General features: G+C 72.3%; 18 protein-coding genes. 4 read left to right on the forward strand and 14 right to left on the reverse strand.

Features of this window, described 5'->3' with window-relative positions; translation table 11 throughout:
• Positions 1-28 precede the first annotated feature (28 nt).
• From EV284_RS21590 to EV284_RS21600, 3 genes are all read right to left on the reverse strand, one after another.
• The gene (locus tag EV284_RS21590) at positions 29-871 is read right to left on the reverse strand and encodes an inositol monophosphatase family protein (protein WP_130336720.1); all 843 of its coding nucleotides are present in this window, start codon (positions 869-871) and stop codon (positions 29-31) included.
• Between the two features lie 97 nt (positions 872-968).
• The gene (locus tag EV284_RS21595) at positions 969-2765 is read right to left on the reverse strand and encodes a gamma-glutamyltransferase (RefSeq protein ID WP_130336722.1); all 1797 of its coding nucleotides are present in this window, start codon (positions 2763-2765) and stop codon (positions 969-971) included.
• Positions 2766-2925: 160 nt separating this feature from the next.
• Positions 2926-4074, reverse strand: a complete 1149-nt coding sequence (locus EV284_RS21600) for a S1 family peptidase (protein WP_130336724.1) — start codon at positions 4072-4074, stop codon at positions 2926-2928.
• 308 nt (positions 4075-4382) lie between these two features.
• Between EV284_RS21600 and EV284_RS21605 the strand changes: the two genes are divergently transcribed.
• On the forward strand, positions 4383-5054 hold the full coding sequence (locus EV284_RS21605; RefSeq protein ID WP_130336726.1) for a hypothetical protein: 672 nt from the start codon (positions 4383-4385) through the stop codon (positions 5052-5054).
• 46 nt (positions 5055-5100) lie between these two features.
• Here EV284_RS21605 and EV284_RS21610 read toward each other — a convergent pair whose 3' ends face one another.
• The 9 genes from EV284_RS21610 to EV284_RS21655 form a co-directional block, all read right to left on the reverse strand.
• Positions 5101-6630 carry an NCS1 family nucleobase:cation symporter-1 gene (locus EV284_RS21610; protein WP_130336728.1) on the reverse strand — a complete coding sequence of 510 codons (1530 nt, stop codon included), beginning with the start codon at positions 6628-6630 and terminating at the stop codon, positions 5101-5103.
• A 132-nt stretch (positions 6631-6762) separates the two neighbouring features.
• Positions 6763-7782: a TIGR03842 family LLM class F420-dependent oxidoreductase gene (locus tag EV284_RS21615; protein WP_130336730.1), complete on the reverse strand. Its 1020-nt coding sequence runs from the start codon at positions 7780-7782 to the stop codon at positions 6763-6765.
• Between the two features lie 11 nt (positions 7783-7793).
• Positions 7794-9197, reverse strand: a complete 1404-nt coding sequence (hydA, locus tag EV284_RS21620) for a dihydropyrimidinase (RefSeq protein WP_130336732.1) — start codon at positions 9195-9197, stop codon at positions 7794-7796.
• 86 nt (positions 9198-9283) lie between these two features.
• Positions 9284-10126 carry a nitrilase-related carbon-nitrogen hydrolase gene (locus EV284_RS21625; RefSeq protein ID WP_130336734.1) on the reverse strand — a complete coding sequence of 281 codons (843 nt, stop codon included), beginning with the start codon at positions 10124-10126 and terminating at the stop codon, positions 9284-9286.
• A gap of 177 nt (positions 10127-10303) precedes the next feature.
• Entirely contained in the window at positions 10304-11914 is a 1611-nt protein-coding gene (locus tag EV284_RS21630; RefSeq protein ID WP_130336736.1) for a PucR family transcriptional regulator, read from the reverse strand.
• Positions 11915-12092: 178 nt separating this feature from the next.
• Positions 12093-13376 carry an aspartate aminotransferase family protein gene (locus tag EV284_RS21640; protein WP_130336738.1) on the reverse strand — a complete coding sequence of 428 codons (1284 nt, stop codon included), beginning with the start codon at positions 13374-13376 and terminating at the stop codon, positions 12093-12095.
• On the reverse strand, positions 13373-14215 hold the full coding sequence (locus tag EV284_RS21645; RefSeq protein ID WP_130336740.1) for a nitrilase-related carbon-nitrogen hydrolase: 843 nt from the start codon (positions 14213-14215) through the stop codon (positions 13373-13375). The genes EV284_RS21640 and EV284_RS21645 overlap by 4 nt, the downstream gene beginning before the upstream one ends.
• A gap of 157 nt (positions 14216-14372) precedes the next feature.
• Complete coding sequence (locus tag EV284_RS21650) at positions 14373-15725, reverse strand: hypothetical protein (protein WP_130336742.1); 1353 nt, start codon at positions 15723-15725, stop codon at positions 14373-14375.
• 89 nt (positions 15726-15814) lie between these two features.
• On the reverse strand, positions 15815-16066 hold the full coding sequence (locus EV284_RS21655) for a helix-turn-helix transcriptional regulator (RefSeq protein ID WP_130336744.1): 252 nt from the start codon (positions 16064-16066) through the stop codon (positions 15815-15817).
• A gap of 33 nt (positions 16067-16099) precedes the next feature.
• On the opposite strand from EV284_RS21655, the gene map reads away from it, so the two are divergent.
• On the forward strand, positions 16100-16894 hold the full coding sequence (gene map / locus EV284_RS21660) for a type I methionyl aminopeptidase (RefSeq protein ID WP_130336746.1): 795 nt from the start codon (positions 16100-16102) through the stop codon (positions 16892-16894).
• Positions 16895-17011: 117 nt separating this feature from the next.
• Positions 17012-19579: an ATP-dependent Clp protease ATP-binding subunit gene (locus tag EV284_RS21665; protein WP_130336748.1), complete on the forward strand. Its 2568-nt coding sequence runs from the start codon at positions 17012-17014 to the stop codon at positions 19577-19579.
• Positions 19580-19623: 44 nt separating this feature from the next.
• Here the strand turns inward: EV284_RS21665 and ggt are convergent, their stop codons facing one another.
• Positions 19624-21423 (reverse strand): gamma-glutamyltransferase, encoded by a 1800-nt coding sequence (gene ggt / locus EV284_RS21670; protein ID WP_130336750.1) that lies wholly within the window; start codon positions 21421-21423, stop codon positions 19624-19626.
• 93 nt (positions 21424-21516) lie between these two features.
• Positions 21517-22068 (reverse strand): YrhB domain-containing protein, encoded by a 552-nt coding sequence (locus EV284_RS21675; protein ID WP_130336752.1) that lies wholly within the window; start codon positions 22066-22068, stop codon positions 21517-21519.
• Positions 22069-22136: 68 nt separating this feature from the next.
• On the opposite strand from EV284_RS21675, the gene EV284_RS21680 reads away from it, so the two are divergent.
• The gene (locus tag EV284_RS21680; protein WP_130336754.1) at positions 22137-22901 is read left to right on the forward strand and encodes a hypothetical protein; all 765 of its coding nucleotides are present in this window, start codon (positions 22137-22139) and stop codon (positions 22899-22901) included.
• Positions 22902-22996 lie beyond the last annotated feature (95 nt).

Genomic DNA, 22996 nt, shown 5'->3' on the forward strand with positions numbered 1-22996 from the left:
GCACCCTCACCGGCCCCGGCCGCTCACCTCACCCCGTGCGCAGCAGCTCTCCCACCCGGCGGGCCGTGGCGGCGTCGCGGGCGGCGGTGAACGGCAGCGCGTTGCCCCCGGTTATCCGGAACGGCTCGCCGGTGAGGGTGCGGTGGGCGCCGCCCGCCTCCTCGACCAGCAGCAGGCCCGCCGCGTGGTCCCAGGCGGCCTCCCAGGAGAACGCCACGGCGTCGGTCTCGCCCCGCGCGATGGCCAGGTACTCCAGGCCCGCCGAGCCGCAGGAGCGCGGGGCGACCCCGTCGGTCCACAGGGCCCGCAGCGCGCGCTTCTGGTCCTCGGTGGTGTAGTCCGGGTGCGAGACGGCGACCTTGAGGTCCCGGCCCGGACCGGGCGGCCCCGCGAAGAGCCGCTCCCCGTCCAGGTAGGCGCCCTTGCCGCGCACGGCGGTGGCGAACTGGTCGCGGACCGGCGCATATGTCCAGGAGGCCAGCACGGTGCCCCGGTGGGCGAGCGCGACCAGGGTGCAGAAGCCGTCGTTGCCGTGCACGAACTGGCGGGTGCCGTCGACCGGGTCGATGATCCACACCGGTGCGTCGCCGCGGATGGCCTCGTAGGTCGCCGGGTTGGCGTGCACCGCCTCCTCGCCGACCACGGCCGAGCCGGGCAGCAGGCGGCGCAGCTCCTCGGTGAGGCGGCGCTCGGCCAGCCGGTCGGCGTCGGTCACCAGGTCGTGCGGCCCGCTCTTCTGGTCCACCTCGTGCTCGGCCAGGCGGCGGAAGCGGGGCAGGATTTCGGTGGCCGCGGCCTTGCGGATCGCCTCCTCCACGTCGGCGGAGTGGTGGGCGAGAAACTCCTCGATGGTTCCGGTGTCGTCGATCATGTGTCCATGAGACCACGGTCGGGCGACATCCCCCTCCTGGCTGTGGACAACCTCCCGGCCCGCAGGTGAGCGGGCCGCTCGTACCAGGCCCACCCGCTCAGCGGCCGACCGCGTACCCCTGCATCCCCCGCGGATTGGCCGCGCCGGAGAGCACCCCGGTGGCCGGATCGCGGGCGACCGCGCACAGTCGGCCCTCCGACCAGGCCGGGCCCACGGTCACGTCGTGCCCCCGGCGCCGCAGTCCGGCGACGACCTCCTCCGGCATCCGGGACTCGACGGTCACGCTGCCGGCGCGCCAGCCGCGCGGGTAGAACGAGCTGGGGAATCCGTCGTTGTGCCAGTTCGGGGCGTCGATGGCGCCCTGGAGGTCGAGGCCGCCCCGGACCGGTGCGCCGAGGGCCGCCGCGAGGAAGAAGTGCGTCTGCCACTGGTCCTGCTGGTCACCGCCGGGCGTGCCGAAGGCCAGCACCGGCACACCGTCCCGCAGGGCCAGCGACGGGGAGAGGGTCGTACGGGGGCGGTGGCCGGGTGTCAGCGTGTTCGGCAGACCCTCCTCCAGCCAGGTCATCTGGAGCCGGGTGCCGAGCGGGAAGCCCAGTTCGGGCACGACCGGGTTGGACTGGAGCCAGCCGCCGCTGGGCGTGGCGGCGATCATGTTGCCCCAGCGGTCGACCACGTCGAGATGGCAGGTGTCCCCGCGCGTGGTGCCGTCGGCGCTCACGCGCGGCTCCGCGGCCATGGCCACGGTCGGCTCCCCGACGCCGGCGCCGCCGCCCGGCACGCGCGCGTGGGCGAGCTCCGGCAGCCGGGGCGTACGCCCGCCGGGGCTCCCCGGCCGCAGCTCCCAGGACGCCTCGGCGCCGATCAGCTCCCGCCGGCCGGTGTTGTACTCCGCCGACAGCAGCTCCGCGAGCGGCACCTCGTCGGCGTCGCCGTACCAGGCCTCGCGGTCGGCCATGGCGAGCTTGCAGCCCTCGATCAGCAGGTGGACGTAGTCGGGGCTGCCGTACCGCGGGAGGTCGGCCGGGAGGAGGGCGAGCTGCTGGAGGAGGGCGGGGCCCTGGCTCCAGGGGCCCGCCTTGCAGAGGGTCCAGCCGTTCCAGTCGTACGTGGCCGGAGCCTCGTAGGTCGCCGTCCAGTCCGCGAGGTCGGACTCGGTGAGGGTGCCGGTGTTCCGGGCGCCGCTGGAGTCGAGGGTGGGGCGGCGGGACTGGCGGAGCAGCGCCTCGGCGATGAAGCCCGTGCGCCACACCGCGCGGGCGGCGTCGATACGGGCCTCCCGGCCGCCCGCGCCGCCGGTCTCGGCCAGCAGGCGCTGCCAGGTCGCGGCGAGGGCGGGATTGCGCAGCAGCTCACCGGGGCGGGGTGCCTGGCCGCCGGGCAGGTACACCTCGGCCGAGCTGGTCCACTCGGTCTCGAACAGCTCGCGGACGCTCTCCACGGTGGCGGTGACGTTCTCCACGGGCGGGTGGCCGTGCTCGGCGTATCCGATGGCGTATTTCAGCACCTCGTCCAGAGGCTTGGTTCCGTGGTCGCGCAGAAGCAGCAGCCAGGCGTCGAAGGCTCCGGGGACGGCGGCCGCGAGGGGGCCGGTGCCGGGGACGAGGTCCAGGCCGAGGCCCCGGTAGTGCGCGACGGTGGCGCCGGCCGGGGCGACGCCCTGCCCGCAGAGCACCTGGACCCGGCCGCCGACGGGGGCGAGAAGGATGGGCACCTCGCCCGCCGGGCCGTTCAGGTGGGGCTCCACGACGTGCAGCACGAACGCGCCCGCCACGGCGGCGTCGAAGGCGTTGCCCCCGTCCTCCAGCACCGCCATCGCCGACTGCGAGGCCAGCCAGTGGGTGCTGGACACCATGCCGAAGGTGCCCTGGAGGGTGGGACGGGTGGTGAACATACGGCCTCTTCTCTGCACGGGCTCCTCTGCGCACCGGCTCTTCCCGCCCGGTGACTCATGCAGGATGAAACTTGTTCCGGACGGGCGGACGCAAGAGGCACCACGCGAGAGGGGCCCCGCGGGCAGGCACACCCGCGGGGCCGTCGTGCGAGAGCGGACTTCAGGCCGTGTGCAGCGTCAGCCCGTACCGGCTCAGGATCTCGTTGATCGGCTGGAACCAGGTCTCCCCGCCGCTGGAGCAGTTGCCCCAGCCGCCGGAGGTGACGCCCTGGGCCTGGTCGCCGCTGATGAACGCGCCGCCGGAGTCGCCGGGTTCGGCGCACACGCTGGTCTTGGTGAGCTGGTGCACCGCCCCCTGGCTGTAGTTGACGGTCTCGTTCAGCGCGAGCACGCTGCCGCAGTGCCAGTGGCTGGTCGAGCCCGAACGGCAGATCGAGGTGCCGGGAGGCGCCACGTTGGAGCCGCGCACCAACTGGTCGGAGGTGGTGCCCCAGCCGAGCACGACCGGTACGGTCCACCAGCCGCTGCCCACGTTGACCCAGGCGTAGTCGTTGTCGGGGAACGACGAGCCCTGGAAGTTGCCGACGTAGGACCGGTCCCAGCCGTAGACGGCGGCGGACGGCTGGCCACAGTGCCCGGCGGTGACGAAGCCGCCGTACACCGAGAAGCCGATGGAACAGCGGACGTTGCCCGTGTAGTACGGGTCGCCGCCGACCGTGCCGGCCGCCAGGGTGCTCGCGGACTCGGCGACCTTGTTGACGGTGACGGGGCCCGCCTCGCGGGCGCTCGCCAGGAAGCGCCGGACATCGTTGTCTGCGGCCCTGGAGCGGACCACGTCGATCACGACGGACCCGGCGCTCGGGTCGACGTGCCAACTGGTCACGGACTTGGGCGCCTTGAGCCGGTCGACGCGCGCCTTGGCCGCGTTCAGCTCGCGGGCGCTGTGGTCCACCGTGCGTACGGTGGCCCCGGCGGCCCGGAGCTTCTGGCGGACGCCGGCGGAGGCGTCGTCGGTCACGGCCACCGTCAGGCGGTTGCTCCTGGCGTCGAACCAGGAGCCGCCGTAGGCCGCACCGGCGGTCGCGCGGGCCTTCGGGTCGAGATCGGTGGCCGCGCGTTCGGCCTTGAGGCGGGCCTCGGCCTGGGACTCGGTGAGGCCGAAGTCGTGCTGCATCGCGGTCAGCAGGCTCTTGGAGGCGGGGGCTTCGCCGGCGTTCTGCGCGGCGGCGGGGAGGGTGCACGCCGCGGAGAGACCGCCGAGCATGAGGAGTGCGGCCGCGGCGGCGCGCATGACTTTCTTGCGTCTCATGGGGAGTTGCCCTTCGTCGTTCCAACGAGGTGGGGGTGGAACAGCCGATTTCTGAGAGCGCTCTCATCAGTGCGGGGCAGAGCCTAGCGGCACCTTCACAACAGGTCCATGCCAATCACACGCCCTCTCTCACCGCCGTGAAGGCGGAGGAGATACGGGCGGTTTGCGCCACCTGGCCACACGGGCCGCGTCACGGCTCGAGTACGCAGCGAGTTCGGGCTTCCGTGGCGCGGACCCCTCGTGTGAGACTGGCGTCCCCCGTCCCCGCAGCCCCCTTCCGTCACCCCCTCTCCCACGAGAAGTGCGCCGTGAGTTCTCTGCCTCTGCCGCTCGCCCTCACCGCTCGTCTGTCCCCGGTCGTCGTGCTGGCCGTCGCGGGCTGGGCCCTCAGCTCGGGTCCGGCCGCCACCGCCAACTCCGGTCCGGCGCCCACGAGTCAGGCGTCCGCCGGTGCCTCCGCCGCCCCGGCCGCGCCCTCCGCCGCCTCCGCCGTGAAGACCTACGCCGCCGCGCCCGCGCCCTGCACCGGGGTGCCCGTGGCCACCGTCAAGTCCCTGGTGCCCGGCGCGAAGACGGCCGGCAAGGAGATACCGTCCACCGACTCCAGGCTGCGCCGCACCTGCTCGTGGAACGCGCTCAAGGGATACGACTACCGCTGGCTGGACGTCTCCTACGAGGTGACCGCCTCCGACGACGCGGCCGTGAAGGAGTACCAGCAGCGGGTCGCCGAGAAGAGCGGCGGCGGCGCGGTACCGGGGCTCGGTGACGGCGGCTACTCCGTCGTGAACCTGAACACGGAGGACAAGCAGCAGACGCGCGAGGGCGTGGTGCTGGCCCGTGCCGCCAACGCCCTGGTGGTCGTCACGTACAGCGGCAGTGACTTCGAGAGCAAGAAGGCTCCGGAGACCTCCGAGATCAACAAGGGCGCCATCAGGGCGGCCAAGGAAGCGGTGGCTTCCCTGCGCGGCGGCGCCGGGTGACGGCAGCGCCCCGGCGGTCGGTGGACGACCGCCGGGGCTCGCTCCGTCATGAAGCGGCGGCCTCCCTCTTGCCGGTCGCCTTCGTCAGCACCACGTACAGCACCAGCGAGGTGCCGAGGCCGACCGCCCAGCCGTAGTCGGCCAGCGGACTGAGGGCCGGGATCGGGCGGCCGTCGACCAGCGGGTGGAAGTCGGCGCCGCCGACGGCGAGGACGCCGCCCACCACGAAGGCGACCACCGCCCGCCAGTTCCAGCCGCCCGCGTACCAGTACCGTCCGCCCGCGCGGTACAGGTCGGCCAGGTCGAGGCGGGTGCGGCGCAGGAACCAGTAGTCGGCGACCAGGATGCCCGCGACCGTGCCGAGCAGACCGCCGACCAGGCCGAGCCAGGTGAAGATGTAGCCCTGCGGGTCGGAGTAGAGCCGCCACGGGAAGATCAGCACCGCGAGGACGGCGGTGATCAGCGCGCCGGTACGGAAACTGACCTTGCGCGGCGCGACGTTGGAGAAGTCGAACGCCGGGGAGACCAGGTTGGCCGCGATGTTCACGGAGAGGGTCGCCACCAGCACGGTGACCAGGGCGTAGACCAGGCCCACCACGTTGTCGGTCTTGGCGGCGAGCTGGACCGGGTCCCAGACCGGCTCGCCGTACACCGCCTGCGAGCCCGAGGTGACCAGCACCGACAGGAAGGCGAACAGGGTCATGGTCGTCGGCAGGCCGAAGGCCTGGCCGAGGGTCTGGGCACGCTGGCTGCGGCCGTAGCGGGTGAAGTCGGGAATGTTCAGGGAGAGGGTGGACCAGAAGCCGATCATGCCCATCAGGGAGGGCCAGAACAGCTTCCAGAAGTCGCCGCCCCAGCCCAGCTTGGACGGCTGGTCGAAGAGCGGGCCGACTCCCCCGGCCTGGTCGCTCATCCACCACAGCATCACGAACGCGCCGACCAGCACGAAGGGCGCGGCCCAGTTCTCGAAGCGGCGGATGGTCTCCATGCCCCGCAGGATGATGGCCACTTGGAGCGCCCAGAAGATGGCGAAGGAGAGCCACATGGTCCAGGCGTAGCCCCCGATGTGCCCGGCCCCGGACCAGCGGTCGCCGATCAGCTTGCCGGCCAGGAAGAAGATGGCCTCACCGCCGATCCAGGTCTGGATGCCGAACCAGCCGCACGCCACCAACGCCCGCACGACGGCGGGCAGGTTGGCGCCGCGCACTCCGAAGGAGGCGCGGGCGAACACCGGGAAGGGGATGCCGTACTTGGGTCCGGCGTGCCCGGTGAGCAGCATCGGCACCAGCACGATCAGGTTGGCCAAGGCGATGGTGAACACGGCCTGTTTCCAGTCCATGCCGACCGCGATCAGGCCGGAGGCGAGCGTCCAGGAGGCGGTGTTGTGGGCCATGCCGACCCACAGCGCGGAGAAGTTGTAGGTCGTCCAGGTCCGTTTGGCGGCCGGTACGGGAAGCAGGTCCTCGTTGGCGTAGGGACCGCTGGGCGCGGGGGCGCCGGGGGCGATCTCCACCCGGCCGTCGGCGAGGGTGACTTGGGCGGACGGTGGTATGGCCGCGGGTGCGGTATCGGTCATGGTGCAGGCCAATCGGCTGGGAGGGTCGGGACAGGCCGTGCGGGGGGGGTGCGCCGTAAGGGGTCCGTACGGGCGTCCTGGCCCCCTTCCGCGCGCGGGGCGGGAAGGGGGAGTGCGATTCGCCTGCCGTGTTCAGGCGTTGACGGCGGGGATCACCTTCGAGCCGTAGGCGTCGATGGTGGCCTCCTGGGCGTCGTGCATGTCGTACACAGCGAACTGGTCGACGCCCAGGGCCCGGAGCGCGTCCAGCTTCTCGATGTGGGCCTCGACCGGGCCGATCAGGCAGAAGCGGTCCACGATCTCGTCGGGTACGAACCGGGTGTCGGGGTTGCCGCTGCGTCCGTGGTGGGCGTAGTCGTAGCCCTCGCGTGCCTTGATGTAGTCGGTGAGCTCGTCCGGGATCTGCGCGGAGTGCTCGCCGTAGCGGGAGACGAGGTCGGCCACGTGGTTGCCGACCATGCCGCCGAACCAGCGGCACTGTTCGCGGGCGTGGGCGAGCGCCTCGGGCGAGTCGTCGGCGGTGACGTAGGCGGGGGCGGCCACGCAGATGGTGACCTCGCCGGGGTCGCGCCCGGCGGCGACGGCGGCGTCCTTGACGGCCTTGACCATGAACTCGGTGAGGTAGAGGTCGGCGAGCTGGAGGATGAAGCCGTCGGCCTCCTCGCCGGTCATCTTCAGCGCCTTGGGCCCGTACGCGGCCATCCAGACGGGGAGTTCGGCGCCGGGCTTCACCCAGGGCAGGCGGATCGGGGTGCCGCCGAGGTCGGTCTCCTCGCCCCGGCCGAGGGCGCGGATGACCTTCATGGCCTCACTGATCCGGGCGAGGGTGTTGGGCTTGCGCCCCGCGACCCGCATCGCGGAGTCGCCGCGCCCGATGCCGCACACCGTGCGGTTGCCGTACATGTCGTTGAGGGTGGCGAAGGTGGAGGCGGTCACCTCCCAGGTGCGGGTGCCCGGGTTGGTGACCATCGGGCCGACGGTCAGCCGGTCGGTGTTCGCCAGGATCTGGCTGTAGATGACGAACGGCTCCTGCCAGAGCACGGCCGAGTCGAAGGTCCAGCCGTAGGTGAAGCCGTTGCGCTCGGCCCGCTTCATCAGGTCGACGACGCGGGAGGCGGGCGGGTCGGTCTGGAGTACGAGACCGAAGTCCATGGGCACCACTCCTAGTTGAGGTACTGACAGGTGGAGCGCGGGGTGTAGACGCCGTGCCCGGCGCGGCCGGTGTACTCCCGCTCGGTGATCACGGGGACGCCGCGCGAGAGGACGGTCTCGACCCGGCCGGTGATCCGCTTGCCCTCGTACGCCGAGTAGTCGACGTTCATGTGGTGGGTCTCGGCCGAGATGACCTGCTCGGCGTGCGGGTCGTAGATCACCACGTCGGCGTCGGCGCCGGGGGCGATGGTGCCCTTCTTCGGATACATGCCGAACATGCGGGCCGGGGTGGCGCAGGCGATCTCGATCCAGCGGCGGCGCGAGATGTGGCCGTCGACCACGGCCTGGTGGAGGAGGTCCATGCGGTTCTCCACGCCCGGCATGCCGTTCGGGATCTTGGAGAAGTCGCCCCGGCCCAGTTCCTTCTGGCCCGAGAAGCAGAACGGGCAGTGGTCGGTGGAGACCACCTGGAGGTCGTTGGTGCGCAGGCCCCGCCAGAGGGCGGCCTGGTGCTCGCGGGGCCGCAGCGGGGTGCTGCACACGTACTTGGCGCCCTCGAAGTCCGGCTCGGCGAGGTTGTCGGTGGACAGGAAGAGGTACTGCGGGCAGGTCTCGCCGAAGACGTTCAGCCCCTCGTCGCGGGCCCGTGTGAGCTCGGCCACCGCCTCCTGGGCCGAGACGTGCACCACGTACAGGGGCGCGCCGGCGACCTGGGCCAGCTTGATCGCGCGGTGGGTGGCCTCGGCCTCCAGCAGGGCCTTGCGGACCTCGCCGTGGTAGCGGGGGTCTCTCTCGCCGCGCGCGAGGGCCTGCTCGACCAGGACGTCGATGGCGATGCCGTTCTCGGCGTGCATCATGATCAGCCCGCCGTTCTCGGCGGCCCGCTGCATGGCGCGCAGGATCTGGCCGTCGTCGGAGTAGAAGACGCCGGGGTAGGCCATGAACTGCTTGAACGAGGTCACGCCCTCCTCGACCAGCAGGTCCATCTCCTTGAGCGTCTCCTGGTTCACATCGGAAACGATCATGTGGAAGCCGTAGTCGATGGCGCAGTTGCCCTCTGCCTTCTGGTGCCAGGCGTCCAGGCCCTCGCGCAGGGTGCCGCCGACGTTCTGGATGGCGAAGTCCACGATGGTGGTCGTGCCGCCCCAGGCGGCGGCGCGGGTGCCGGTCTCGAAGGTGTCGGCCGCGTAGGTGCCGCCGAACGGCATCTCCATGTGGGTGTGGCCGTCGACGCCGCCGGGGATGACGTACTTCCCGGTCGCGTCGATCGTCCGGTCCGCGGTGAACGCCTCGGCGGCGGGGGTTCCGGAGGCGGCGAGGGCGGCGATACGGCCGTCCTCGATCAGTACGTCGGCGTGGATCTCGTCGGAGGCGGTGATGACGAGGCCGTTCCTGATGAGCGTGCGGCGGGACATGGGGTCCTCTCCTGGTGGGTCCGCTGCGGGTCGTGTGTGGCTTGTCGCGCAGTTCCCCGCGCCCCTGTTCTGCTTGCCGTCCGCCTTTACGGCGCCGTCAGCGGCGTGTACGCGTTCGGCTCGCGGTCGCGGTAGAACTGCCAGCGGTCGCGGACCTCGCGCAGCTTGGCCATGTCGAGGTCGCGGACGACCAGTTCGGTCTCCTTGTCGCTCGCCACCTCGCCGACGAACTGGGCCTCGGGGTCCACGAAGTACGTGGTGCCGTAGAAGTCGTTGTCGCCCAGGTCCTCCACCCCGACCCGGTTGATGGCGCCGACGAAGTACTCGTTGGCGACGGCCGCCGCCGGCTGCTCCAACTGCCACAGATAACGGGAGAGTCCGCGCGAGGTGGCCGAGGGGTTGAAGACGATCTCGGCGCCGGCCAGGCCCAACGCCCGCCAGCCTTCCGGGAAGTGGCGGTCGTAGCAGATGTAGACGCCGATCCGGCCGACGGCGGTGTCGAAGACGGGCCAGCCGCTGTTGCCGGGGCGGAAGTAGAACTTCTCCCAGAAGCCCTGGACCTGGGGGATGTGGGTCTTGCGGTACTTGCCGAGGTAGGAGCCGTCCGCGTCGATCACGGCGGCGGTGTTGTAGAGGACGCCGGGCTGCTCCTCCTCGTACATGGGGAGCACCAGGACAATGCCCAGTTCCCTCGCCAGCGCCTGGAAGCGGCGGACGGTGGGACCCTCCGGGATCTGCTCGGCGTACTCGTAGAACGCCTTGTCCTGCACCTGGCAGAAGTAGGGGCCGTAGAACAGCTCCTGGAAGCAGAGCACCTGGGCGCCCTGGGCGGCGGCGTCGCGGGCCGCCTGCTCGTGCACCTGGATCATGGACTCCTTGTCGCCCGTCCAGGCCGTCTGGAAGAGGGCGGCGCGGATCACTCGGCTCATCGGGACCTCCGGGTCGCTCGGTGTGCGGGGGCTTCCGACGCCCGCCCCTGAACCCTAAGAAGGTTGCGCGGCCGGTTTGAGTGGCAGCGTGTCACGTCCGCGGGGTGCGGGCGTGGCACCGTGTCACGTCTTGCCAGAGCCATGTTTCACCGCCGTTTTCGCAGGTCGTGGCATGTTTCAGCCCTGTTGCGCGTCGTGCGCGAGGAGTGCGATGTGCACGGAGGCCGCCTGTTCGAAGTCGTCCAGATCGATCCCGAGCCGCGCCTGTATGGCCTCCAGACGGCGGTACAGCGCGGGCCGCGAGACGTGGTGGAGCTGGGCGGTGCGGGACTTGTTGCGGCCGGTCGCCAGGTAGGTGCGCAGCACGTCCAGCAGTTCGCCCTCGCCGCCGCACAGCAGGCCGTCCAGCTCGCGTTCGGCGAAGGACTGCACCTGGGGATCGTCGCGCAGCAGCCGGATCAGCCCGCGCAGGTGGACGTCCCGCAGCCGGACCACCGCCGGCCGGTCCAGGGCGGCCCCGGCCACCGCGTCCGCCACGTGCCGGGCCTCGCGCAGCCCGGCGGGTACGTCGTCCCAGCAGATGCGCGGGTCGGCGGCGGCGACCACCGCGTCCGGCAGCTCCGGGGTGCGCAGCCGGGCGGCGAGCCGGCCGGTGAGCGCCTCGGCGTCCTGGTCGCGGGCGAGGCTGAGCAGCACGGCGGTCGCCCCGTCGGCCAGCTCCGCGACGAGCCCGGTCAGGCCCAGCGTGCGCAGCACCCGGTCCATCCGCTCGGGCCCGGCGCCGGCCACCACGAGCGGCACGAACGTCCGCCGGTTGACGGGCAGTCCGGCCGCCCGCGCCCTGGGCAGCAGATGCCGGGCGGGTACGGTCCCGGAGGCGAGGTCGGTCAGCAGGCCGTGCGCGGACTGCTCCTCCCAGGAGCGGCCCGAGGCGCCTCCCAGCATCCGGTGCAGCACCAGCGCCTCGGCGGCCCGGTCCGCGAGCAGGCGACCGCTGGCCGGGTCGCCCCGGTAGCCGCACAGCAGCAGCCTGCCCCAGCGCTCCCCGCGTCCGCCCAGCTCGGCGCGGACCCAGCCGTCGCCCTCGCCGCCTCCCCCGGTGCCGGAAAGGCCCGGGTGGTGCCCCCAGGCCTGCCGGGCGATGCGCTCCCAGTCGCGCAGCACGTCGTCCACGGCGGACCGCTCCCCCGCCGTGGCGAGGACCCGGTGCGCGAGGTTGGTGAGGACGACCGGGCACCCGGAGTGCTGCGCGACCTCGTCCAGCAGCCGTTGCAGCGGGGCGCCGGAGGTGATCAGCGCGGTGAGGCTCGTGCGGACGGCCTCGGAGAGGCTGACGGCGGCGAACTTCGCCCGCACCAAGCGGGACTGGACCTCTTCGGTGAGTTCGGCGAACGGGAAGGGCCGGTGCAGCACGACCAGCGGCAGCCCGCACCGCTCGGCCACCCGGCGCATCACCTCGGGCGGCGTGGGAAAGGCGCGGCCGAGCCCGAGGACGACGGCGGCGGCCTCCGCCCGGTGCAGCGACTGGACGTACGCGGCCTGCTTGGCCTCGTCCCCGGCGAGCAGCACCCCGGTGGTGAGCACCATCTCGCCGCCGGTGAGCATCACGCCCACGTCGGCGGCCTCGGCCACGTGCACCCAGCGCACCGCCCGGTCCAGCCCGCCGGCCCCGGCCACCACCTCGGGCTCCCCGGCCAGCACCCGCTCCAGCGTGAGCACCTGCCGGACGGACAGGGCCGGTTCCTCCGGCCGCCAGGACGTGTGCCGGACATCCGAGGTCGTGGTCATCCGCTGTACCTCGTCTCTAGGGGGTGTCTTGTCGATCACGCCGGGCTCGCGGCGCCCGGCACCGCACCTCGCCGCGTTGTCGTCGGTCCCCGATGCTCCGCATCGACTCCCTCCTCCGCCGTGCGATGCACGGCACCAGACGCCGCTCCCCGATCCGGCCTGATCGACAAGACGCCCCCTAGTACGTGCTCCCCAGCGCGTTCTCGAGGATCGCCGCGCCCTCCTCGGCCTCCGCGACGGTGAGCGTCAGCGGCGGGGCGATGCGCAGGGCGCTGGTGTTGTAGCCGCCGCCCTTGCCGATCAGCAGGCCGTTCCGGCGGGCCGTCTCCAGGACGGCCGCGGCCGCGGCGGGGTCGGCCTCGTCGGTGCCCGGCTTCACCAGCTCGATGCCGATCATCAGCCCGCGGCCGCGCACCTCGCGGACGCCGGGCAGCCCGGCGGTGACCCCGCGCAGCAGCTCGATGAGCAGGCCGCCGACCCTGCGAGCGTTGCCCTGGAGGTCGTGTTCGAGGTGGTAGCCGAGGTTGGCGAGCCCGGCGGCCATGGTGATCTGGGTGCCGCCGAAGGTGGAGATGCTGTTGGCGTCGATGCAGTTCATGATTTCGGCACGCGCGATCACCCCGCCGATGGACATGCCGTTGCCGATGCCCTTGGCGAAGGTGACGATGTCCGGCGGGCCGCTCCGGTCGTGCGCCTGCCAGCCCCAGAAGTGCTCGCCGGTGCGGCCCCAGCCGGTCTGGACCTCGTCGGAGATCCACAGGATGCCGTGCTCGTCGAGGACTTCACGGAACGCCGCGTACAGCCCGTCCGGCGGGGAGGTGAAGCCGCCGACACCCTGGATGGGCTCGGCGATCAGCGCGACCGGGGCCCTGGTCTGGCCGAGGAGGTCGCGCAGGTCGGCCACGCAGGCGTCGATGAAGGCGCGGTCGTCCAGGTCGGCGTACGGGCCGCGGGTGCGGACACCTCCGTGCACGTACAGGGTCTGGAGCGGGGAGAGGGAGGTCGGGGACCAGGTGCGGTTGCCGGTGATGCCGACCGCGCCGAAGGACCGGCCGTGGTAGCTGTTGCGCATCGCCACGACGGTGTTGCCCTGGCGGTAGGTGGTGGCGAGCAGCATGGCCGTGTCGTTGGCCTCGGTGCCGGAGGTGGTGAAGAAGACCCGCGCGTCGGGGATGCCGCTCACCATGGCGACGCGCTCGGCCAGTTCGACCATCGGGCGGTTGAGGTAGAGGGTCGAGGAGTGGATGATCCGCCCGGCCTGCTCGCTCACCGCCTTGGTGACCTCGGGCAGCGCGTGCGCGGTCATGGTGGTGAGGATGCCGCCGAAGAAGTCCAGGTAGCGGTTGCCCTGCGCGTCCCAGACGTGCCGGCCCTCGCCGTGGGTGATCTCCAGCGGGTCGTCGTAGTAGAGCGCGAGCCAGTCCGGCATGACCTTCCGGTGGCGGGCGTACAGGTCGTTCACGGGTTCACCAGACCCTCGTAGGCGTCGGGGCGGCGGTCGCGGTAGAACGCCCACTGCTGCCTGACCTCGTCGATGAGGTCGAAGTCCAGGTCCCGGACGAGGAGTTCCTCGGTCTTGTCGTCCCCGACCTCGCCGACGAACTGGCCGCGCGGGTCGACGAAGTAGGACGTGCCGTAGAAGTCGTTGTCGCCGTACTCCTCCTGGCCGACCCGGTTGATGGCGGCGACGAAGTACTCGTTGGCGACGGCCGCCGCCGGCTGCTCCAGCTGCCAGAGGTGGGCGGAGAGCCCTCGGTGGGTGGCGGACGGGTTGTAGACCAACTGGGCGCCGTTGAGTCCCAGTTGACGCCAGCCCTCAGGGAAGTGGCGGTCATAGCAGATGTAGACGCCGACCTTGCCGACCGCCGTGTCGAAGACGGGCCAGCCGAGGTTGCCGGGTTTGAAGTAGTACTTCTCCCAGAAGCCCTTGACCTGGGGGATGTGGTGCTTGCGGTACTTGCCCAGGTAGCCGCCGTCCGCGTCGATCACGGCGGCGGTGTTGTAGTAGAAACCGGAGCCGTCGACCTCGAAGACCGGGACGACGATCACCATGCCGGTCTCGCGGGCCAGCTCCCGCATCCGGGTCACGGTCGGCCCGTCCGGCACCGGTTCCGCCCAGCGGTAGTGCACGGGCTCCTGCACCTGGCAGAAGTAGGGGGCGTTGAAGACTTCCTGGAACCCGATGATCCGCGCGCCCTGCCGCGCGGCTTCGCGGGCGTACTCCTCGTGCTTCTCGATCATGGACTCGGTGTCGCCGGTCCAGGTGGCCTGAACCAGTGCGGCACGTACGACGTTGGCCATGAGCTGCTCCTTCGACGCGGCGTCCGAGCCTCTACGCCCGTAGAAACGGGCCGTAGAGGGACGAAAGTAAGCCTCCTGGACGCCCTTGCCAAGACCATCGTCGCCAACCCGCTGATTCGGTCCCGTTTCACACTCCTGCGGGTGAGCGGCGCGCCGGTCAGGGGGCGATCCCGGCGGCGCGGAGTGCGTGCAGGAGGGCCCGGTGGTGGTCCTCGGAGACCTGCCGGGCGGCCTGGAGGAGGAGGGGGGCGAGGCGGTCGGGGTCCGGAGCGGCGAGGCGGGCGGTGTCCTCGGGGGTGCGGGTGCGCAGGGAGGCGTCGAGGAGGGTGCGGGCGTCGCGGGTACGGCCTTCCGCTTCGAGTCGCGCGACCGCGGCGCCGGTTTCCTCCGGCGGGCGGGCCGCGCCCTCGCGGAGCAGGCGGTGGGCCTCGTCGGGGCGACCGGCTTCGGCCAACACGGCAACTCCGGCGAGGAGTTGCTCCGGCGGCAGCGCGGCCGCCTCCCAGCGGAGGGTGGTCCAGTCGGCGTGGGTGAGGGCGTCGGCGAGGAGGGGGAGGCGCACGGCGGGCCAGCGGGCGGCTTCCGCCAGGAGCGTGTAGGCCTCACCGCTGCGGCCGGCGGCGCGGAGAGCGGCGAGGTGCTCCACCGCATGGGCCACGGCGCGGTGGTCGTCGGGGTGGGGTACGGGGGCGGCCGTTCCCTGCCCGTCGGTCTCGGCCTCGGCCTCGGCGCCGGCGAAGCGGGCGCCCCGGAGGTCGGAGGCATCCGGCTGGGTGCCGGGGAGGACCAGCGGGGCGGGAGTCTCGTCGTCCAGCCCGGCGAAACGGGCGCTGCCCCGGCGGCGTCTGCGGGGCTTCGCGGGGGTGGATTCGGCGGCCGGCCGGCCCTCGGTCCGCCGGCGGGTCCGGGCGGCGGCTTCGGCGGGGCCGTCCGGCGCGAGGGCGGACGCGGCCGGGTGCGAGGCACGGCCGGGCACTCCCTGGCCGGGGACCCGTGCCGCCGGCTCCGGGCGGGGCATCCGCGACAGCCGGTCCCGCAGCTCCGCGATGCGGGCCGTCGCCCGGTGCCGCGAATCCCGGGCCCAGGCCAGGTCGACGCGGAGGGCTTCCGCCTCTCCTTCCGTCCTCGCCCCGGCCAGACGGTGGGCCAGCGCGGCCTCCCGTTCCTCGGCGTCATGGCGCTCGCGCAGGGTCGCGCGGAGGCGCCGGGTCAGGGTGTCCTGGGCGCCGGGGCAGGCGTCGTACGCGCCGAGGGCCGCCGTGTGCAGCGCGCGGGCCCGCTCGCGCTCGGCGAGGGCCGGCTCGGTGCCGTACGTCGCCGCGAGATCCCGCAGCAGGGCGTCGACCACGTCCCACGGGGGCACCTCACGCCCCTCGCGGCAGGCGCGGATGCCTTCCGGGTCGCGGTGCCAGAAGATCCCGCACCAGCCCGCGTTCTGGTCGAGGCGGGACAGGAGGCCGTCCAGGTAGACCCCGAACTCCCCTGCCACCGCCGTGAGTTGTTCCGCCATGGACCGGCTCCCGCCCGCTCGCCAGCACTGCGGGAGCCAGGCAACACCAGCCGTGTTACGGGCCTGCTACGCACAGTTTGCGGAAGGACTCAGACCGGGACCAGGGCGCAGCGGACGACCAGCTCGTCCATGGAGAGTCCGAGCGCCCGCGCCAGCGCCGCGACGGTGAAGAAGGCGGGGGTCGGCGCCCGGCCGGTCTCGATCTTGCGGAGGGTCTCGGCGGAGACGCCGGCGACCGCGGCGACCTCGGTCATGCTCCGCGGGCCGCGCGCCTCGCGCAGCAGCCGGCCGAGCTGTTCGCCGCGCTCGCGCTCTTCGGGGGTCAGGGGGGTGCGCACCATGGCGCCCATTCTAATACCGGTATAGTAATTGGCATGGTTGAACTCAAGACGGACGCCTCCATCGAGGCCATGCACGCGGCCGGCCAGGTCGTCGGGCGCGCCCTGACGGCGGTACGGAAAGCCGCTGACGTGGGCGTGAGCCTGCGAGAACTGGACGAGGTCGCCCGCGGCGTCCTGCGTGAGGCGGGCGCGGCATCACCCTTCCTCGGGTACCGGCCCTCCTTCGCGCCGACCCCCTTCCCGGCGGTGATCTGCGCCTCGGTGAACGACGCGATCGTGCACGGCATCCCGACCGGCTACCGCCTGCGCGACGGCGACCTCCTCTCCGTGGACTGCGGCGCCCTGCTGGACGGCTGGGCCGGTGACTCGGCGATCAGCTTCGTGGTCGGCCGCCCGCGCCCCGAGGACCTGACCCTGATCGACACCGCCGAGCGCGCGCTGGCAGCCGGGATCGAGGCCGCCGTCGTCGGCAACCGCATCGGCGACATCGCGCACGCCATCGGCACCGTGTGCCGCGCCGCCGGGTACGGCGTTCCCGCCGACTTCGGCGGCCACGGCATCGGACGCAGGATGCACGAGGACCCCGGCGTACCGAACGAGGGCCGCCCCGGCCGGGGTATGCCGCTGCGCCACGGGATGGTCCTGGCGATCGAGCCCATGCTGATCGCGGGCGGCCGGGACGGCTACCACCCGGATCCCGACGGCTGGACCCTGCGCACCGACGACGGCTCCCGCGCGGCCCACGCCGAGCACACGGTGGCCATCACGGACGCGGGCCCCCGCGTCCTGACGGCCCGCGAGCCGGTGCGGCAGGGCGCCGGGGGGTGACGCGGGGCGGGCGAAGCCTGCGGGTGCCCTTCCCTCCCCGGCGTGCCATCGTTTCAAGAGCGGCCGATCCGGGGTACCCGGCCGCTCCGCACGCGTCGTCTGCGAAGGACGGAAACGATGACCAGCGGCTACACCGGCCCCGAGGGCGACCCCTTCGGGGAGTTCTTCTCCCGTTTCTTCGGCGGCTCCGGGAATCCGGGCCAGCCCGGCGGCCCCCGCCAGGTGGACATCGGCCGCCTGCTGAGCCAGCCCGCACGCGAGTTGGTCAAGGGGGCCGCGCAGTACGCGGCGGAGCACGGCAGCCGGGATCTGGACACCCAGCACCTGCTGCGCGCCGCCCTGTCCAGCGAGCCCACACGCAGCCTGCTCAGCCGGTCCGGAGCCAACCCGGACTCGATGGCCACCGAGATCGACGGCCGCGCCGGACCCGTGCAGCACCAGCCGGGCAAGGTGCCGCCGACCGCGCTGTCCCTCACCCCGGCCGTGAAACGGGCGCTGATGGAGGCGCACGAGATGGCACGGGCCAGCGGCGCCGGGTACATCGGTCCCGAGCACGTGTTGAGCGCCCTCGCCATGAACCCGGACTCGGCCGCCGGGCACATCCTGCACGCGGCCCGGTTCAAGTCGGAGCCGGCTCCGCCCGAGGCCCCGGACGCCGCGCAGGGCCGCCAGGAGCGCCCCCGGCCCACGACCACGCCCACGCTGGACAAGTACGGGCGTGATCTGACCGAACTGGCCCGTGAGAACCGCATAGACCCGGTGATCGGCCGGGAGAAGGAGATCGAGCAGACCATCGAGGTGCTGTCCCGGCGCGGCAAGAACAACCCGGTGCTGATCGGTGACGCGGGCGTCGGAAAGACCGCCGTGGTCGAGGGGCTGGCGCAGCGCATCGCGGACGGGGACGTGCCCGAGGGCCTGGAGGAGCGCCGGGTGGTGGCCCTGGACCTGACCGCGGTGGTGGCCGGCACCCGCTACCGGGGCGACTTCGAGGAGCGCCTGAACAACATCGTGCAGGAGATCCGCGCGAACTCGGACAAGCTGGTCGTGTTCATCGACGAGCTGCACACCGTCGTCGGCGCGGGCACCGGCGGCGAGGGCGGCGCGATGGACGCGGGCAACATCCTCAAGCCCGCCCTGGCCCGCGGCGAGCTGCACATCGTCGGCGCGACCACACTGGAGGAGTTCCGGCGGATCGAGAAGGACGCGGCGCTGGCCCGCCGGTTCCAGCCGATCCAGGTACCGGAGCCGTCCGTCGAGGACGCGCTGGAGATCCTGCGCGGGCTGCGCGACCGCTACGAGGCCCACCACCAGGTCCGCTACACGGACGAGGCGCTGGCGGCGGCCGTGGAGCTGTCCGACCGCTATCTCACCGACCGGCGGCTGCCCGACAAGGCGATCGACCTCATCGACCAGGCGGGCGCGCGGGTACGGCTCGGCGCCCGGACCAAGGGCGCGGACGTGCGCGCCCTGGAGCGCGAGGCCGAGCAACTGGTCCGGGACAAGGACCAGGCGGTGGCGGACGAACAGTACGAGCAGGCGACCCAGTTGCGGGACCGTATCGCCGACATCCAGCGGCGGATCTCGGAGGCGGCCGACGACGGGGAGGTCGTGGAGGGGCAGAATCTGGAGGTGACGGCGGAGGCCATCGCCGAGGTGGTGTCCCGGCAGACCGGGGTACCGGTGAGCCGGCTGACCCAGGAGGAGAAGGAGCGCCTGCTCGGCCTGGAGGAGCACCTGCACGAGCGGGTGGTCGGTCAGGACGAGGCGGTCAACGTGGTCGCGGACGCCGTACTGCGCTCCCGCGCCGGGCTGTCCAGCCCGGACCGGCCGATCGGCAGCTTCCTGTTCCTCGGCCCGACCGGGGTGGGCAAGACCGAACTGGCCCGCGCGCTCGCCGAGTCGCTGTTCGGCAGCGAGGACCGCATGGTGCGGCTCGACATGAGCGAGTACCAGGAGCGGCACACCGTCTCCCGGCTGGTCGGGGCGCCGCCCGGTTACGTCGGCCACGAGGAGGCGGGCCAGCTCACCGAGGTGGTGCGCCGGAACCCGTACTCGCTGCTGCTCCTTGACGAGGTGGAGAAGGCGCACCCGGATGTCTTCAACATCCTGCTCCAGGTCCTGGACGACGGCCGGCTCACCGACGCCCAGGGGCGGACGGTGGACTTCACCAACACGGTCATCGTGATGACCAGCAACCTGGGTTCGGACGTCATCACCCGACGCGGTGCCGGGATCGGGTTCGGGCCCGGTGGCGCGGACGCGGACGAGGAGGCGCGGCGGGAGCAGATCCTGCGGCCGCTGCGGGAGCACTTCCGGCCGGAGTTCCTCAACCGGATCGACGAGATCGTGGTGTTCCGCCAGCTCACGCCCGAGCAACTGCGCCGGATCACCGACCTGTTGCTCAACGGCACCCGCGAACTGTCCAGCGCGCGGGGCGTGAGCGTGGAGTTCACCGACGCGGCCGTGGACTGGCTGGCGGAGCGCGGCCATCAGCCGGAGTACGGGGCCCGTCCGCTGCGCCGCACGATCCAGCGCGAGGTGGACAACCAGTTGTCGCGGCTGCTGCTGCGGGGCACCGTGGCCGAGGGCGGCGAGGTGACGGTCGATGTGGCGGACGGCCGGCTGGACTTCCGGGTCCAGGGCCAGGAGGCCCAGCCGGCCGAGGCGCAGCGCGAGGGCGCCTGAGGCCCCTTGGGGCTTCGGACTCGCGGCGTCAGGCGCCCTCGGGGTCAGCCCGTCGGGTTCACCACCATGGCCGAGCCGCCGCCGCGCCGGGTCGTCTCGGCGGCGGCCAGCCACTTGCCGTCCGGCAGCCGTTGCACGCCGGTCGCGGCGCCGATCTCGGGGTTGAGCTTGAAGCTGTGCCCGAGCTGTTCCAGCCGGTCCCGCAACGCGCTGTCGTACAGGGCGGGTTCGAGTTCCGTCTGAGCGGCGTTGCGCTGGCTGGCACGGGGCGCGGCGATGGCGTCGACCAGCGGGAGCCCCCGGTCGAGGAACTCGGTGAGGGTCTGGAGCACGGTGGTGATGATGGTGGCGCCGCCGGGCGAACCGAGCGCCACCACGGGCCGGTCGTGCCGGTCCAGGACGATCGTCGGGGAGATCGAGGAGCGCGGGCGCTTGCCGGGTCCGGGCAGGTTGGGGTCGGGGACGCCGGGGCTCGCGGGGGCGAAGGAGAAGTCGGTCAGCTCGTTGTTGAGCAGGAAGCCCCGTCCGGGCACGGTGATGCCGCTGCCGCCGGTCTGCTCGATGGTGAGCGTGTAGGAGACGACGTTGCCCCACTTGTCGGAGACGGTGAGGTGGGTGGTGTTCTCGCCCTCGTAGGTGGTCGGCGCGGCCTTGCCCTTGGTCGCGCAGGCGGCCGGGTGACGGGGGTCGCCGGGGGCGAGCGGGCTGGTCAGGACGGCGTCGGCTTTGATCAGGCAGGCCCGCGAGTCGGCGAACCGCTGCGAGAGCAGTTCCTTGGTGGGTACGTCCTCGAAGGCGGGGTCCCCGACCCAGCGGCCCCGGTCGGCGAACGCGATCCGGCTCGCCTCGATGTACCGGTGCAGGTACTGGGTCTCGCTCGCCTTGGCGAGGTCGCTCTTCTCCAGGATGTTGAGCGCCTCGCCCACGGTGGTGCCGCCGGAGGAGGAGGGTGCGATGGAGTACACCTTCAGACCTCGGTACGAGGTGTCGGTGGGCCGCTGGAGTTTGGCGCGGTAGCCCGCCAGGTCCTTGGCGGTCAGCTTGCCGGGGCGGGCGTTCCAGCCGGAAGAGGGGTCGACCGGGGGCTTGTTGACGGTGGCGACGATGTCCCGGCCGAGGTCGCCCCGGTAGATGGCGTCGGCACCCTTGCGGCCCAACTCCTGGTACGTCCTGGCCAGATCGGGGTTCTTGAGGGTGGAGCCGACCACGGGGAGCTTGCCGCCGGGCAGGAACAGCCGGGTAGTGTCCGGGAAGTAGCGGAACCGGGCCTCGTTGGCGGCGGTCTGCGAGCGGAAGGTGTCGTCCACGGTGAAGCCGTCGCGGGCGATCCGCTCGGCCGGCCGCAGCACCTTGGCGAGGCTGTTGGTCCCCCAACTGCGCAGCGCCGTCTGCCAGGTGGCCGGCGTGCCCGGTGTGCCGACGCTCAGGCCGCTGGTGACGGCGTCCGCGAAGGCCAGCGGCTTGCCGTTCTCCAGGAACAGGTCGGAGCCGGCGCTTAGCGCGGCTGTCTCACGGCCGTCGATGGTGTGCACGGTGCGGGACTTGGCGTCGTAGTAGACGAAGTAGCCGCCTCCGCCGACGCCCGCCGAGTACGGCTCGGTGACACCCAGCGCGGCGGCGGTGGCCACGGCCGCGTCCACCGCGTTGCCGCCGTTGCGCAGCACCTCGATGCCGGCCGCGCTGGCGTCGGCGTCCACGCTGGAGACCGCGCCTCCGTAGCCGACCGCCACGGGCACCTTCCCGCCGGGGCCGCCCGCCGCTGCGGGCGGGGCGGCGGCGCCCATCGAGGCGACGGCGGCCGAGACCACGACCACCGCCAGCTTCCGCGTACCAGGACGACCCATCCGAACCTCCCGAGAACACTGTCCGCGCAGCGTAACCAGATCCCCAAGGCCCCCGACAGTATGCCTCGCGCCCCGGACCCCCGCATGCCGGCTTCAGCCGGCCCGGAGGGTGCGGACGGCCATCACCGGGTCGAACGGCGGCACCAGTTCCCGCGTGACGACGTGCACCAGCTCGGGAGGAGGCCCGTCCCCGCCCAACCCGCTCACGTACGCGAGGGCCTGGCCGAGCACCAGCGCGGGCACCCGCTCCCGCAGCAACCGCACGGCGGGAAGCCGGCCCCGTTCCGCGACGGCCGCCCGCACCTCGTCGTGCAGGTCGTCCACGGCGGTCCGCACGGCCTCACCCCGGATACGCACCCGGTAGTCGGTCTCCCACGCCCCGGACGCCCAGGAGACGGCACCGACCGAGTGCAGCCCGCCGTCCACCAGGTCGACCAGATAGGGGCCGCCCCCGACCAGCAGGAAAGCGGGGTCACGGGTCCGCAGGTACTCGGCCGTCGCCAAGCTGACGACCCATACCAGTTCATGCCGCGCGGTACTCGCGACGACCACGTTCGGCGGCCGCACCCCCAGCGCCGACTGCCGCTGGAACTCCCGCTCCAGCTCTTCCTCGACGATCCGTACCGCGGCATCCATTTCGATCATGCGCCCAGCATCGCGCAGCGGGCCCGCGCCCGCCCTCCGTATTCCGGGACCCGCTACCATCCCGCCGCATGAACGACGACGTGCGCAACATCGTCCTGGGGGTCATAGCCACCGGCATCAGTGCCGCGATCGGATGGCTGGCCCGGACCTACCTGTGGCGGCGGAAGCTGCGGCGCAAGCAGGTGTTCTTCGGGTTGCCGGACAACTCGGAGACGCTGTTCGTCGTCAACCGGGACCCTGGGGCGACGGAGCCGGCGGTGCACCGGTTCGACGTGTTCGCGCTGCTGGAGCTGTCCGCGCTCATCAAGGACTGCGGCGCGAACATGCAGTTGATGACGCAGGACGTGTCGCACCAGGGCTTCGGTGAGCGCACGGAGTTCTGCGTGGGCGGGCCGGCCTCGAACCGTCGGATGCTCGCCCACATGTCGGCGATGCTGCCCGGCGTGCGCATGAACACCGAGAAGGAGAAGGGCCCGAACCGGGGCGCGTTCCGGATCGGCACCGAGACCTACCGGATGGAGCCCGGCACGACCGAGTACGTCCTGCTGGCCAAGGTCGCGGCGGGCCGGCAGACGCGGCCGGTGTTCCTGTTCTGCGGGCAGCGGGCGATCACCAACCAGGCGGCGACGCGTTATCTGGCCCGCAATCACGAGCGGTTGGCCCGCAAGCACGGCTCGAACTCGTTCGCGCTGCTGCTGAAGGTGGTCAACTCCCAGGCGTACGGCCCCGATCTGGTCGAGGTGGTCGCCGATGTCACCCGGGCGGCGCGGGCCCCGTTCCCGGAGACCGAGGAGACCGAGGGGACCCCGGCTCCGGCGACGCCCGCCCCGTAGCGCGCAACCGCCTTCAGCAATTGTTACCCGTACGTAACTTACCGACGGGTTACTTGAGGTAAGAACAACCCACTACTGTCGGGTCACTTTGGCAC

It is taken from the genome of Streptomyces sp. BK022 (assembly GCF_004217355.1).
GTDB classification, from domain to species: domain Bacteria; phylum Actinomycetota; class Actinomycetes; order Streptomycetales; family Streptomycetaceae; genus Streptomyces; species Streptomyces griseoluteus.